This window comes from Emcibacteraceae bacterium, assembly GCA_041396985.1.
Classification (GTDB): domain Bacteria; phylum Pseudomonadota; class Alphaproteobacteria; order Sphingomonadales; family Emcibacteraceae; genus Pseudemcibacter.
Genome location: JAWKXO010000002.1, coordinates 96,107 through 110,992 on the forward strand (window position 1 = coordinate 96,107; position 14,886 = coordinate 110,992).

Consider the following 14,886-nt stretch of genomic DNA (forward strand, 5'->3'; position numbering starts at 1 on the left):
ATGCAGGATGATAAAAACAAATTACTTCCGGTGATGGATATATTGAAAAATGCCTATCTCACCATTTATACAAATATTAAGTCACTCATAATATTTTCATATCTGTTGGCAGTTCCTATTTATCTGATTTCACAGTTTCTGACTATGCCAACGGCAGAAACAGCAACGGTCAGCTATTTCACCATAGCTGCTTATGTTCTTATCAGCCTGCTAATACTCGCTATTACCAATATATATTTTTATAGATTATTTACACTGGGCAATGAAAATGTGCTTAAAATAACCCCGGACAAGCTCTTTTCCCTTTCAACCAGTACGGTTGCATATTTGCTTGCTCTTTTTGGTATTCTTTTTATTGCTTTGGTTACAATCTCACTCATTATCGGCGTTATTGTTTCTGTGGTTAATGAGCTTCTCGGCCCAGGAAGATCAGCACTTACCGGTGCCGCAGCAAATTTAATAATACTGATTGTGATGTTACTGATTAATATGCGTCTACAACCAACATTTATCAGTATTGCAATAAATGAGCAAACATTGCCGATGAAATCCGCCTATTATTATACCCGCGACAATAACAGAGAATTGATCCTGATAGGCCTTTTCAGTTTTATTCCAGCTTTATTTCCGTCAACTGTGGCACTGATATTTGTCAATAATCTAAGCCTTTCACAGAATGCTGTTGTTATTACTGATTTTCTGTTATTTCCGTTATTGCTTTTGCCTAACATAGTTCTGCTCAGCGCCGGGGTACAAATATATAATTATCTCGTACCAAAGAACAAACCCCACATGGATATTCAGGTTTAAAATGAAGGATGAAAAAGCCATACTTTGTTTAGCCACATCTCTTAAAGATGCTTATTCCAATCTGTGGCGGTATATAAGAAACCATATTTTAATTTCTTTCATGGCTTTTCTTCCCTTTACTTTCTTTGGCCTTCTTGGTTCTTTTGATCCATTCTTTTTGCCCAGATCCTCTGACGAATTGGTGCCCAAGGGTTATAATCTTTCATTCATGCTTTATATCGTAACGACTTATTTATGGTCTATTCCGTGTATTATTCTTTGGTACCGGCTATATTTGCTGGGACCGGAACATTTACTTCGTCGTAAAATTTGGCCAATTTTGACAAGAAGTTATGTCCTTTTGTCAAAAGTATTATTTCTGATCGGAGTTTTTGCAATTCTTGTTATTTTGCTCATCGCCGCTCTTGCCATGCTGATCAGTTATCTGAATTTGGACAGCAGTGTTTCTGATTTTCTGGAATTAACAGATACAGAATTTACCCGTTTTATTATGATTACTTTTGTTGTCGGGCTTATAACATATGTCTTTTTTCTGCGCTTCAGCTTGGCAATCAGTGCCAGAACGATTGGCAAAAAAATTGGTTTTATGACTTCATGGCGTTTAACCGAAAGAAGTACTTTCAGAATGTTTTTAAGTTTTATGGCGATTTTTGTCCCGACGGTTTTTCTTAGCTTGCTGGCAGTGTATCTTTATCAGTGGCTTCTGGGCATTGATCTCTTCTATTCAGGTAAAATGCTTTCCACCATGTCTTACATTCACATTTTCATTCTGGCCCCCATCATTACCTTACCGCTTTCAGCAACATGTTCACAATGTGCATCATTTTATCGTCATTGTGGTGGCGAATGTTATAAAACCAGTTCAGTTGAAGGGATCTCTGATGAATAAAAAAATATTATTTTCAATTTTATTTGGAAGCTTATCAATATCATCAAACGTTTATGCTGATCAGTGGTATAAAGGCAATACACATGTTCACACGACTTTAAGCGGTCATGCAGATACATCCCCTGATGAGGTGGCAAAATGGTATCTGGACAGGGATTATAATTTTCTGATCCTGAGTGAACATAATCATTTTATTGATCCGGCAACGATTAATCTTCCGGAAAATAGGCGGAAAGATTTCATTTTAATCCCCGGTGAAGAAGTGACGGATGACCATCATGTGGTTCATTCAACATCCATGAATATTGAAGGCTTGGTTCAATGGAATACAGATAGAAATTCGACAACAACGGAAGCGATCCAGCATCATGTCGACGGTACGATTGAAAAAGGCGGGACAACCATTTTGAATCATCCAAACTTTGAATATGCAATTGATGCCAATGATATTTACGGCGTACATGATCTTTATATGTTTGAGCTTTATAATGGTCATAATGATGTTCACAACTTTGGTAATGAAACACATATTTCAACAGAAGAAATGTGGGATGTATTGTTAAGCAAGGGCATGCGTATTTATGGTGTTTCATCAGATGATGCCCATCATTTTCAGACACTTTCAATGAATCATTCAAACCCAGGCAGAGGCTGGGTCATGGTGAGTGCAGATGAATTAAGCGCTGAATCCATGACAAATGCTATGTTAAAGGGTGATTTCTATGCTAGCAGTGGTGTATATCTCAAGTCTGTAAAAAGCAGCCCTGATCATTATTCTGTTTCAGTTGATCCTGAAATGACTGCTAAAGCACTCACATCCACAATCCTGAGAGGAAATTTTATAAAGCTCTCACAGGAAGGGTATAAAATAGACTTTATTGGTCCTGACGGTAAGGTGCTCAAAACAACAAAGGGCCTAAAGGCAGAATATAAAGTCACGGAACCTATGACCTATCTGCGCGCAAAAATTACCTATACGCGTCCTATTTATGAAGGTGGCTATGAAGAATATTATGCCTGGACCCAGCCAGTCTTTAACCCAAAACCTTAATATAAAAAAACCCCGTCAGAAAATTCTAACGGGGTTTCAATTCAAATTTCGTATAAGAAACTATGCGGCTTCACGATCCAGCACTTCGATAATTGAAGCAACACGGTCCCGCGCTTTTTCAGCGCGCGCCTTCGCCTCAGCATCTTTAGCATCCTGGACATCTTCCTGAAAGTTTTTAAGTTCTGCTTCATAATGAGCTTTATCGACTTCAGCAAGTGGCATAGCCGTTTCAGCCAGAATTGTCAGACCGGCAGGATTTACTTCCGCAAAACCGCCAACAACAAGGAGCTTTTCCACGCTACCCGCGTCATGAACTTCAATAATACCAGTACGTAAGGTTGAAACAACAGGTGCATGCAACGGCAGTACACCAAAATCACCTTCAGTTCCCGGCACTACAACCATATCAACTTCCGCTGATTTAAGTAATCTGGCGGGAGAAACCAGTTCAAAATGAAGTTTATCGGCCATACCCGTAAGGTCCTCTTTATTTATGCAGCAGCTGCTGCCATTTTCTTGGCTTTTTCAACAACTTCATCGATACCGCCAACCATGAGGAAGGCTGCTTCAGGAAGATCGTCATGATCACCATTGATGATTTCTTTAAAGCTGCGAATTGTTTCTTCAAGCTCAACAAACTTACCGGGCATGTTGGTGAAAACCTCAGCAACATGGAAGGGCTGTGACATAAAGCGCTCTACTTTACGGGCGCGTGATACCACAAGCTTGTCATCTTCTGAAAGTTCGTCCATACCAAGAATTGCGATAATATCCTGAAGTGATTTATATTTTTGCAGGATTTCCTGTACCTCACGGGCAACATTATAATGTTCTTCGCCAACAATTTCAGCTGTCAGAATACGTGATGTTGAATCAAGCGGGTCCACAGCAGGATAAATACCTTTTTCTGAAATCGCACGGTTAAGAACGGTCGTCGCATCCAAGTGGGCAAATGAAGCCGCAGGGGCAGGGTCGGTCAAGTCGTCAGCAGGCACGTAAATCGCCTGCACAGATGTAATCGAACCTTTACTTGTTGATGTAATACGCTCCTGCAATGTACCCATATCGGTCGCCAGAGTAGGCTGATATCCCACAGCAGAAGGAATACGGCCGAGAAGCGCTGACACCTCTGCACCAGCCTGTGTAAAGCGGAAGATGTTATCAACGAAGAAAAGCACGTCCTGGTTTTCAACGTCACGGAAATATTCCGCAACAGTCAGACCAGTAAGCGCCACACGGGCACGCGCCCCTGGGGGCTCGTTCATTTGACCGTAAACCAACGCCACTTTTGAGCCATCGCCTTCAAGATCGATAACTTTACTTTCAATCATTTCATGGTAAAGGTCATTCCCTTCACGAGTACGTTCACCAACACCGGCAAACACAGAATAACCACCCGCACCAATCGCAATATTGTTAATCAGTTCCATAATAAGCACTGTTTTACCAACACCCGCACCACCGAACAGACCAATTTTACCGCCTTTTGCATATGGTGCCAGCAAATCAACAACTTTAATGCCGGTTACAAGGATTTCTGATTCAGTTGACTGATCAATAAATTCCGGAGCATCCGCATGAATTGGCGCAAAATCAGTGTTCCCAATTGGGCCGCGTTCATCAATCGGTTCCCCAATAACATTCATGATCCGGCCAAGGGTTTTTGGACCCACGGGCACAGAAATCTGAGCGCCGGTGTCTTTTACTTCCATACCACGAACAAGACCATCTGTTGTGTCCATCGCAATAGTACGCACTGTATTTTCACCAAGATGCTGAGCAACTTCGAGAACCAGTCTGTTGCCTTGGTTATCAACCTCAAGAGCCGATAAAATCGCTGGCAGATCACCGTCAAATTTGACGTCAACAACCGCACCGATAACCTGCGCTACGTAGCCTTTATTTTCTGTTGTCATAATTATTTTTAACTCCCGGGGCCCTTGCCCGCTTCAATCAATCTTAAAGCGCTTCCGCGCCCGAAATAATTTCAATCAGTTCATTAGTAATCACAGCCTGACGTGAACGGTTATAAGTTGTCCGTAGACTGTCTATCATTTCACCGGCATTACGGGTCGCGTTATCCATCGCTGTCATACGTGAGCCCTGCTCGCTGGCGGCATTTTCAAGTAAAGCACGGAACAACTGCACGGCAATATTGCGTGGCAGCAGTTCCTCAAGAATGTCTTTCTCGTCAGGTTCATACTCATAACTGGCCCCGCCAAGATCAGTACCGCTCTCTTCATTGATTGAAGCCGGTATCAATTGTAATGGGGTTACTTCCTGGGTAAGAACATTGACAAATTTGGCAAAAAACAAAGTACAGACATCAAATTCACCGGCTTCATATTTTTCAATAAGCCAGGTTGAAATTGGGGTTGCATCATCAAATCTCAGGTTCTTGACATGAGAAAGATCAAAATGCTCAATCATTTTATTGGCAAACTCACGCCTAAGTACGGCACGGCCCTTTTTACCGATCGTAACAATTGTTACATCCTTGCCGTCTCTGATCAGACTATGAATTTTTGCTTTTGCCGCTTTAACGATATTTGTATTAAAGCCACCGCATAGGCCGCGTTCAGACGTTGCTACCACCACCAGATGTCTCTGATCGCTGCCGGTGCCAGCAAGAAGTGCAGGACCGCCTGTCTGGCCCTTCATGCTTGAAGCCAGCGATGAAAGCACATTTTCCATACGCTCGGCATATGGTCGCGCCGCTTCCGCCGCTTCCTGAGCTCTTTTAAGCTTTGATGCAGAAACCATTTTCATCGCTTTGGTGATCTTCTGAGTGGAAGTCACACTTGCAATTCGGTTTCTGAGGTCTTTGAGGTTAGCCATTCTGACTTATCCTATTTTGTCCAATTACTTAAGCTTATACGAAATTACCTGCAAATTTGCCGATAATGTCTTTCAGTTTCGTTGATGTTTCATCAGAAACTTTTGCTTCTTTGGTAATGGTATCCATTACATCCTTATGATTTGCATGCATTTCTGAAATCAGAGCTGCTTCAAAGCGGGTAACATTATCCACCGCAATTTTATCAAGATAGCCATTCACACCTGAGAAAATGGATACAACCTGTTCAGCAACTGACATAGGTGAATATTGTGCCTGTTTCAGAAGTTCTGTCAGACGGGCACCACGGTTAAGAAGCTGTTGAGTTGACGCATCAAGGTCTGAACCAAACTGGGCAAAAGCGGCCATTTCACGGTATTGGGCAAGTTCAAGTTTAATAGTACCGGATACCTGCTTCATCGCTTTAACCTGAGCTGATGATCCCACACGGGACACGGACAGACCCACGTTAATCGCAGGACGAATACCCTGATAGAACAATTCTGTTTCCAGGAAGATCTGACCGTCTGTGATCGAAATCACGTTTGTCGGAATATAGGCTGACACGTCACCGGCCTGTGTTTCAATGACAGGAAGTGCTGTGAGTGACCCGTTACCGGCAGCATCACCCATTTTCGCCGCACGTTCAAGAAGACGTGAGTGAAGATAGAAAACGTCACCAGGATAAGCTTCACGTCCAGGAGGACGACGAAGAAGCAGTGACATCTGACGATAAGCCACAGCCTGTTTTGAAAGATCATCATGTACAATGAGTGCATGCATTGAGTTATCACGGAAAAATTCACCCATTGCCGTTCCTGTATAAGGGGCAAGGAACTGAAGCGGGGCTGGCTCAGAAGCTGTCGCAGCCACAACAATGGAATATTCCATAGCACCGCGGTCTTCGAGCGTTTTAACAATTTGTGCTACTGTTGAACGTTTCTGTCCAACCGCAACATAAATACAGTAAAGTTTTTTGCTTTCATCATCGCCGGCATTAATTTCTTTCTGATTAAGGAAAGCATCAATCGCTACAGCGGTTTTACCTGTTTGACGGTCACCGATGATCAGCTCACGCTGTCCACGACCCACTGGCACTAGGGCATCAATCGCTTTAAGGCCTGTTTGAACCGGCTCATGCACTGATTTACGCGGGATAATGCCTGGTGCTTTTACTTCCACACGTTGGCGGGTAACATCTTTAAGAGGACCTTTTCCGTCAATCGGATTACCCAGTGCGTCTACTACGCGGCCCAGCAACCCTTTACCTACCGGAACGTCCACGATTGTACCAAGACGTTTAACTGTATCGCCTTCTTTAATATCGCGGTCAGAACCGAAAATAACAACACCTACGTTATCAGCTTCAAGGTTCAAAGCCATCCCGCGGACATTGCCCGGGAATTCAACCATTTCACCAGCCTGCACATTGTCCAGACCATATACACGGGCGATACCGTCACCAACTGAAAGAACTTTACCCACTTCAGATACTTCTGCTTCGTCACCGAAATTAGCAATCTGTTCTTTCAAAATCTTGGAAATTTCCGCTGCACGGATGTCCATTATCCAACCTCTTTCATTGTTGCTTCAAGATTAGCAAGTTTTGTTTTAAGTGATGAATCAATCATACGGGAACCAATACGAACCACCATGCCACCAAGCAGGGTTTCATCGACTTTGGTTTCCACATTTACATCACTTCCCACCATTGATTTTAGCTTGGCACTTAACGCATCAAGCTGTTTTTTGTCCAGTTTATGTGCTGTCACCACAGAAGCATTTACTTCACCACGGTGATGACTGACTATTCTGTTAAATACATTTATGATATTCGCCAGCTGATCAAGACGGCGATTAGCGACAACAACACCTATAAAATTTTCAACCGTTTTTGAAAAACCTGCCGCTTTCACCATGGCGGCCATTGCAGATGCCTGATTGGCACGGGAAACAACAGGACTTGTCGTCAGCAATTGAAGCTCTTTGCTTTCTTTTAGCAATGCTTCAAGGGAGGCAAGCTCTTCTGCCACGCTGTCCAGTTTTTTCTTCTCTTCTGCCAGTTCAAATAACGCAACGGCATAGCGTCCCGCCAGACCGGATAACGATAATTTTTCTGAAGCAATTTTATCTGCAATTTCAGATGACACGTCTATGTCTTCCTTTTTGTTCCCGAACAATTCACACCCAGAATCATTCTTCTAATAAAAATAAATAATATCTAACGGATTTTTCCTTTTAAAAGTCTGGTTTTAGACAAATTTCAAGGACCGAAAAACCGTCATATATTATCAATTGTCGGGCGATACCTAGCACAGTGTTTATCATACTGCAAGAAGGCAATTTGTCCGAATTAAATTTTTTCATTCTTTCACAGATAAATTCGGTTAGATTCATATATAATTTATCCTTTTAGGACATATTCTCATAGAAACCTGAAATTACCATGTTAAGTGAACTGGCTATAATGCATTGGCCAAACATGATAAATTCAGATCAAAAAGAAGAAAGCTTTAGGAAAGATAAACTTTATGGGTGATTTCGTTATATTCAAACGAGATAAGGTCGATGATAAGAGACAAAAAGCCATCACCCGTTGCCTGGCGGCACAGGGCTCAAAAAACCCGCGATTGATCAAAGCTGATTCTTATTCCCTGCTGATTTATGAAAAAATTATCTCTCCGGTTGTTAATTTCATCGAAAATGAAAAAGGGGATTTTTGTGCCTCATCCGGATGTTTTTTTTATAAGGAAAAAAATGGTAAAGCGGCCCTTGATCTTTTTTTAAATGACTTTGATCCGGCAGCTTATTCGCCCCATTCGTTTCTGGGCATCTTTACCATAATTATTAAAAAGAACGGACGGTTATTTATTGTGACCGATCCTCTTGGCGGCTCACGCATATTTCATAATTCTGACCGTTCGATATGGAGTTCTTCTTTTCTTGCTCTGGCGGAAAGTGCCTCACGTTTAAGCATAGATAAACAGGGCATTTATGAATATTGTTTTCAGGAAACAACTTACGGCGAGACAACACCCATCAATGAAATAAAAATGGCGGACAGTTTATGCTATTTTGAATTTTGCGCCGATGGCATCAAGTCAATTAAAAAAAATATCCCCGTAAATTTTGAAAGGACAGCGTCCACATATGAGGATCTTTTGGATGAACACAGTTCGCTTTTGCAAAGTCAGATGAATTATGTGGTTTCATCATATGGTCCTAAAATCGCCACCGCCCTTTCAGGCGGATATGATTCAAGGCTTTTGTTATCTCTGGCAAGAAACGCGGGCATTACCCCGGAGGTCTATGTTTATGGAGCAGATGACAGTCAGGATGTAAAAGTGGCTCAGACCATTGCCAATGGAGAAGGTTTTTCCATAAAGCATATAAACAAGGCCAAATATCCAAAACCTGATCCTGAAGAATATGGTGAAGTCTTAAAAGATAACTTTTATGCGCTAGACGGGTTTCCCAACGAAGGCATATTTGATTTTGGAGCAAATATGGCAACCCGTCGGGAGCGGGCAGAAAACGGAACTCTTATTTTAAATGGTGGTGGCGGTGAAATTTATAGAAATTTTTTCTATCTGCCTGACTGGTCCTATTCGGTTGATCAGCTGATTGATGTTTTTTATACCCGTTATACTGATGACTTTTGTTCTGAGGCATTTTCTGAAGATCTGTATCGGGAACAGTTAAAAACCAAAATAATGTATGCCCTTGGTCTAAAGAATGAGCAAATGAGCAGGACTGAGCTTGAATATGCTTACCCCGCTTTTCGCCTACGCTACTGGACGGCCAAAGATAATAGCAACAATAACCGCTTAAGCAGTTTTCTGACGCCATTTATCTGCTATGAAACCATTGGGGCAGCGCTTAAAATGCCCCTAGAATATAAAACCCATGGCCGATTTCAGGGAAACCTTATTAATCGGATCAATCCGGCGCTGGCGTCTTACCAGTCAGATTATGGCTACCCGTTTAATGAGCCAGTACCGTTTATTAAAAAATTAAAAAATAATATGACTATTTTCCGGCCGACCTGGCTTAGAAAAAGAAGCTATGCGATCAAACATAAAATGGCAGAACTTTCCCTGCCTCAAACCTTAAGCGTTGGCTATATCAAAGGTGTCCTGCCAGCGGGTACCCCATTTATGGATCAGTATTTTAAAATATCTGAAATCAGGGATGCTGCACTGCTCAGTCGTGTGCTAACCCTCGAATATCTATTTGGGCATCTCGGGCTCTAGTAAAAACTGTAGGGATCAATATCCACCTGAATCTTAACACCATGCTTTTTAGTATTTTTCGCGAGCCAGCGGCTTATTTCATTCTGAATATTAACCTCATGATCTGCTTTAATCAAAAATCGGTAGCGATAATTTCCCCGTAAGTAAGAGAGTGGCGCCGGAACTGGGCCAAGAATAGTAATATTCTTTCCCTGCGGCGCACATCTTGCCAGATTTTTGGCAATCAAAATCACATTATTTTTATCCTGCCCTGACAAAATCAGTGAAGCCAGCTTACCGAAGGGCGGCAGGTTTTGTGCTTCTCTGGAAGCCGCTTCCTGTTCCAGAAATAAATCTTTATCACCGGATACCAGCGCCTTAAGAACCGGGTGCTCCGGCTGATAAGACTGAAATAGAACCCGTCCGGCATGTTCCGCACGACCGGCCCGGCCAGCCACCTGTTCAAGCTGCTGCCACGTGCGCTCCGCTGCCCGCGGGTCCGCCCCGGACATGCCAAGATCCGCATCAATAACACCCACAAGAGTAAGCATTGGGAAATGATAGCCTTTAGTCACAATCTGCGTGCCGACAATAAAATCAACCTCATGCCTCTCAATTCTTTTAATTATAGCCTTTAATGCCTTTGGACTGTCGATTTCGTCACTGGACATGATGGCAAAGCGCGCACTGGGAAATAACCTTGCAAGCTCCTCAGCCACCCGTTCAACGCCAGGGCCAACGGCCACCAGACTGTCTTCTTTCTCACAATTCGGGCAGGCATGCGGCTTTTTCATATTAAAGCCGCAATGATGGCACTCAAGACGGTCAAATTTACTGTGCTCCACCAGCCAGGCTGAGCAGTGCGGGCATTCCATTCTATGCCCGCAGGCACGACATAGCGTCAGTGGTGCATAGCCGCGCCGGTTAAGATAAAGGAGGGACTGTTCACCATTTTCATAATTTTCCTTAAGCGCCAAGTATAAAGGATCGCTTATCCACGAGCCTGTTTTCAACTTATTTTCGCGAAGATCAATAACACTCATTTCGGGAAGCTCGGCCGGGCCATGACGTTCGCCAAGATAAAGCCAGTCATATTTTCCGTTTTGCGCATTGATCATTGTTTCCAGCGATGGTGTTGCAGACGCCAGAATGACCGTACACTGAGCCTGCATCGCCCGAACCACAGCCATATCACGACCATTATACATGACCCCTTCATCCTGTTTGAAAGTCTGCGAATGTTCCTCGTCCACAATCACCAGCTTTAAATTCTGAAGGGGCAGAAAAAGAGCAGACCTTGCCCCGACAATAACACGGGCCTCACCGCGGATTGTGGCCCACCATGCGCGCCGTCTTTGTGCCGGGCTCATTTCTGAATGCCAGATTACGGGCTCGGCCCCGAACCGATCCTTAAACCGCTCCAGCCACTGAGCCGTTAATGATATTTCCGGCACCAGTACCAGAACCTGTGCCTTATCATTTTTCAGTGCTTCCGCAATCGCCTCAAAATAAACTTCCGTTTTACCGCTGCCTGTTACCCCTTCAAGCAGAATGGCTTTATGGCTTTCGCTCCTTTGCTGGGAAATAATATGATCTGCCGCTTTTCGCTGATCCGCCGACAACATTGCCCGCTCCAGTTCAGTATCCGGCCTGATAAAAGCCTGCTCACCACTTACTTCCTGTGCAATGAAAAGTCCCGCTTTAATCATCCCTCTAATCACCCCTTCACCCACAGCAGCAATATCACACCATGATTTTACCGACATGGGCATATCCGAAATGGCGGCATCAATAACACGCTGTCGCGCCGGGGTTATTTTTTCAGGAAACTCGGTCGCAAGCCTGTAAAAGGTCTGTTTTTTTGGTTTATCAAATTTGCGTGGAACACTGAGCGCCATTTTCAGAACTGACCCGAGTGGGGATAAAGTATAGCCAGCAACCCAGGCAACAAATTTCATCAAACTGTTTGGTAAAGGCGGCAATTCCGACTTTCTGATGACATGTTTTAATTTTTCATGCGCTACATCAGAACTCTCCGGGTTCATTTCCCAGACCACACCCTGAAGCTCCCGACCTGATAATGGAACGATGACAAAATCACCTTCCCTAAGGTTCAGATTTTCATCTGCAAGATAGTCCAGCACGCCGCTTAGGGGTAAGGGAAGGAGAATTTGAATCCGCTTATCTGGAAAAAGATCGGGCAACGTTTAAACCTTAACAATTAAATATTATGGGTTACATTATCTTAATATACCCTTGCACAAAAGGTGAAATACAGGCACAAAGATAAAATCAATCAAGCATAAGGAAAAAGCATCATGAAATTTTTTATTGATACAGCAGAAATTGACGAAATCAGACCTCTGGTGGATCTTGGCCTGGTAGACGGTGTCACCACAAATCCATCTCTTATTTTAAAGTCTGGCCGTGATATTTTTGAAGTAACAAAAGAAATTTGTGATTTGGTGGATGGCCCTGTCAGCGCAGAAGTGGCCGCCACGGATTATGCGACAATGGTCAAGGAGGCGGCTGCCCTTTATGATATTGCGGACAATGTCTGCCTGAAAGTGCCATTGACACCGGACGGGCTAAAAACCTGCAAACATTTTTCCGATCAGGGTAAAATGGTCAATGTGACCCTTTGCTTTTCTGCCAGTCAGGCACTGCTTGCCGCCAAAGCCGGGGCGACTTTCATTTCCCCTTTTGTCGGCCGTCTTGACGATGTGGCCCATGATGGCATGTCCCTTATACAGGATATCAGAACCATTTATGATAATTATAATTTTGATACACAAATCCTTGTTGCCAGCACCCGTCATAATCTTCACATTCTGCAGAGTGCATTAATTGGCGCTGATGTGGCAACAATACCGCCAAAGGTAGTTCATCAGCTGTTTAAACATCCCCTGACTGACAGCGGGCTAGCGGCCTTCGTTGAAGACTGGAAGAAAACCGGCCAAAAAATTAGCGGATAAAATAAAGAAAAAGAATAAACGGACGATATTATGTCAGGCGAAAAGGCAAAAATTAACGACGAAATCAATGCTTCGGACGTTAAAATTTATTTGAAAAATAATCCGGATTTTCTCATTAAAAACCCGGACCTGTTCAGTGTACTGACACCGCCGGATCGCAGCAACGGTGATGAGGTGGTTGACTTTCAGAATATGATGATCGAAAAAATCCGGCATAATCTTAAAGAACTGCAGTTTAATCAGGGACATTTAATCGATACCAGCCGTAATAACCTGACCACGCAGGTTCAGGTTCACGAAGCAGTTCTTGCCCTGCTGGATAGTCATGACATCGAACAACTTGGTCATATTGTTACCCAAGACTGGGCCGATAATCTGCATATAGATGTGATACGTATATGTTTCGAAAAAGATCATGAAGTCGCGCCACCTGAACTACATGAAGCAGCCCTTCTACCGGCAGGAAGCGTTGATGAATATCTCGGAAAAGATGATATTGTTCAGCTAAGAACCGATGTAGAAGCATCCGAAGAAATTTTTGGCCCTGCAAAATCATTGGTCAACGCGGAAGCACTGATCAAAATTCCGGCGACAGAGCTTAACCCGCCCGGTATTCTTGCGTTTGGTAGCCGGGATGCCGACATGTTTTATCCTGGGCAAGGTACAGAACTGCTTCGATTTTTGGGAAAATCATTTCATAAATGCCTGATCCAATGGCTAAAGCAGAAAAATTAGACCACACCCTGTTTCCATCCATTACCCCACTTCTTAACCAGTGGCAGGATTACCTGGTATCTGAAAAACGTGTTTCAAAACACACTCATGAAGCCTATATGCGCGATGTCACAAAATTCTTATCTTTTGTCGCTTCTTATCAAGGAAAATCGCCAACAAAATCTGATCTGGAAGAGCTTAAGCCAGCCGATTTCAGAAGTTACCTTGCTTCGCGCCGGCGCGATGGACTGACCCCGGCAAGCATGGCAAGGTCGTTCAGTGCTGTGCGCGCATTTTATAAATTTCTGCGCCGAAATAAAATTCTAAAAAATGATGCCATTGATGCTGTCAGTAGCCCAAAACTCAAAAAACGCCTGCCGCGTCCTATAAGTGAAACGGCGGCAAAACGGGTTATCAATGATGTCGGCGATTTTGCATCACCGGCTACCAATGACTGGGTGGCACTTAGGGATATTGCAATTCTGACCCTGCTCTATGGCTGTGGATTGCGGGTGGCAGAGGCCTTAAGTCTGAATATGGGAGATCTGGACAGGAAAGATATTATGACAGTGCGGGGCAAACGCAATAAGGAAAGACTAGTCCCGCTTCTCCCCATTGTTACCCAGTCTGTCGATCAATATCTTGCGGCATGCCCAAAAGATATAAAACCTGGTGAGCCACTTTTTATTGGCGTTCAGGGAAAAAGGCTCAATGCGAGGAATGTTCAGCTTGCCATGCAAAAGGTTCGCATTGCTCTGGGTCTTCCCTCAACGGCGACGCCCCATGCTTTAAGGCACAGCTTCGCCACTCATCTGCTCAGTGCCGGTGGTGATTTACGCACTATACAGGAGCTGCTTGGTCATGCCGATCTTAGCACGACGCAACATTACACAGATGTGGACACAGCTTATCTGATGGATGTTTATAATAACGCCCACCCATCAGCAAAGAAATAAGCAATAGCCTTAAATCCAATAAAACAAACCGCTCAAAAATACCTCGGATAGATCAATATCAGGTATAAATGAACGGCTTGAATTTCCCGTAAGTTTGTGAACTTGCTTAATTTTTAATAGTCTTTTCCATAATCGTTAAATGCACGATCATGTCGGGCATTTCTTCTGGGTGGGCGATGACGTTTGGATTGACTATTTTTTCTATCTTGCACCACATCTTCATAGTAGTCGTCATCAAAGTCGTCATAATCATATGAATCCAATTTTTTACGCGGATATGATTCTGAATGTTTACTGTATTTCTTTTGTTTCATCGTCCTCTCCAAAACGACTCCTTGTTAATCTCAAATGAAATAATATCCAAAATATAACATTTGACTATCGAATATTTCACATAAATTATATTTAGAATATAAATAGATG

At 43.3% G+C, this 14,886-nt stretch carries 14 protein-coding genes; 7 read left to right on the forward strand and 7 right to left on the reverse strand.

The annotated features are described in order from the left end of the window. From R3D86_05085 to R3D86_05095, 3 genes are read left to right on the forward strand one after another with little or no spacing between them, the layout of a single operon-like run. Positions 1-810: a hypothetical protein gene (locus tag R3D86_05085; GenBank protein ID MEZ5757577.1), complete on the forward strand. Its 810-nt coding sequence runs from the start codon at positions 1-3 to the stop codon at positions 808-810. Between the two features lies 1 nt (position 811). After that, positions 812-1,699: a hypothetical protein gene (locus R3D86_05090; protein MEZ5757578.1), complete on the forward strand. Its 888-nt coding sequence runs from the start codon at positions 812-814 to the stop codon at positions 1,697-1,699. Further along, positions 1,692-2,750: a CehA/McbA family metallohydrolase gene (locus R3D86_05095; protein ID MEZ5757579.1), complete on the forward strand. Its 1,059-nt coding sequence runs from the start codon at positions 1,692-1,694 to the stop codon at positions 2,748-2,750. The genes R3D86_05090 and R3D86_05095 overlap by 8 nt, the downstream gene beginning before the upstream one ends. Before the next feature lie 60 nt (positions 2,751-2,810). Here the strand turns inward: R3D86_05095 and R3D86_05100 are convergent, their stop codons facing one another. Genes R3D86_05100 through R3D86_05120 form a run of 5 tightly spaced genes read right to left on the reverse strand, consistent with a single transcriptional unit; the run spans position 2,811 to position 7,736 of the window. Beyond that, positions 2,811-3,221, reverse strand: a complete 411-nt coding sequence (locus R3D86_05100; GenBank protein MEZ5757580.1) for a F0F1 ATP synthase subunit epsilon — start codon at positions 3,219-3,221, stop codon at positions 2,811-2,813. Between the two features lie 20 nt (positions 3,222-3,241). Further along, positions 3,242-4,666, reverse strand: coding sequence for a F0F1 ATP synthase subunit beta (gene atpD / locus R3D86_05105; protein ID MEZ5757581.1), 1,425 nt, complete (start codon positions 4,664-4,666; stop codon positions 3,242-3,244). 43 nt (positions 4,667-4,709) lie between these two features. After that, positions 4,710-5,588 (reverse strand): F0F1 ATP synthase subunit gamma, encoded by an 879-nt coding sequence (locus R3D86_05110; GenBank protein MEZ5757582.1) that lies wholly within the window; start codon positions 5,586-5,588, stop codon positions 4,710-4,712. Positions 5,589-5,622: 34 nt separating this feature from the next. After that, positions 5,623-7,152 carry a F0F1 ATP synthase subunit alpha gene (gene atpA / locus R3D86_05115; protein ID MEZ5757583.1) on the reverse strand — a complete coding sequence of 510 codons (1,530 nt, stop codon included), beginning with the start codon at positions 7,150-7,152 and terminating at the stop codon, positions 5,623-5,625. Further along, positions 7,152-7,736, reverse strand: coding sequence for a F0F1 ATP synthase subunit delta (locus tag R3D86_05120; GenBank protein MEZ5757584.1), 585 nt, complete (start codon positions 7,734-7,736; stop codon positions 7,152-7,154). The genes atpA and R3D86_05120 overlap by 1 nt, the downstream gene beginning before the upstream one ends. A gap of 381 nt (positions 7,737-8,117) precedes the next feature. Between R3D86_05120 and R3D86_05125 the strand changes: the two genes are divergently transcribed. After that, complete coding sequence (locus R3D86_05125; protein MEZ5757585.1) at positions 8,118-9,839, forward strand: hypothetical protein; 1,722 nt, start codon at positions 8,118-8,120, stop codon at positions 9,837-9,839. On the opposite strand, the gene R3D86_05130 is transcribed toward R3D86_05125, so the two are convergent. After that, the gene (locus tag R3D86_05130; protein MEZ5757586.1) at positions 9,836-12,022 is read right to left on the reverse strand and encodes a primosomal protein N'; all 2,187 of its coding nucleotides are present in this window, start codon (positions 12,020-12,022) and stop codon (positions 9,836-9,838) included. The genes R3D86_05125 and R3D86_05130 overlap by 4 nt on opposite strands. A gap of 114 nt (positions 12,023-12,136) precedes the next feature. On the opposite strand from R3D86_05130, the gene fsa reads away from it, so the two are divergent. From fsa to R3D86_05145, 3 genes are read left to right on the forward strand one after another with little or no spacing between them, the layout of a single operon-like run. After that, on the forward strand, positions 12,137-12,793 hold the full coding sequence (fsa, locus tag R3D86_05135) for a fructose-6-phosphate aldolase (GenBank protein MEZ5757587.1): 657 nt from the start codon (positions 12,137-12,139) through the stop codon (positions 12,791-12,793). Between the two features lie 30 nt (positions 12,794-12,823). Continuing rightward, positions 12,824-13,528: a DUF484 family protein gene (locus R3D86_05140; GenBank protein ID MEZ5757588.1), complete on the forward strand. Its 705-nt coding sequence runs from the start codon at positions 12,824-12,826 to the stop codon at positions 13,526-13,528. Then, positions 13,507-14,463 (forward strand): tyrosine recombinase XerC, encoded by a 957-nt coding sequence (locus R3D86_05145; protein MEZ5757589.1) that lies wholly within the window; start codon positions 13,507-13,509, stop codon positions 14,461-14,463. Before R3D86_05140 ends, R3D86_05145 begins: the two co-directional genes overlap by 22 nt. Positions 14,464-14,576: 113 nt before the next feature. Here the strand turns inward: R3D86_05145 and R3D86_05150 are convergent, their stop codons facing one another. Beyond that, positions 14,577-14,777: a hypothetical protein gene (locus R3D86_05150; GenBank protein MEZ5757590.1), complete on the reverse strand. Its 201-nt coding sequence runs from the start codon at positions 14,775-14,777 to the stop codon at positions 14,577-14,579. Positions 14,778-14,886: the final 109 nt, after the last annotated feature.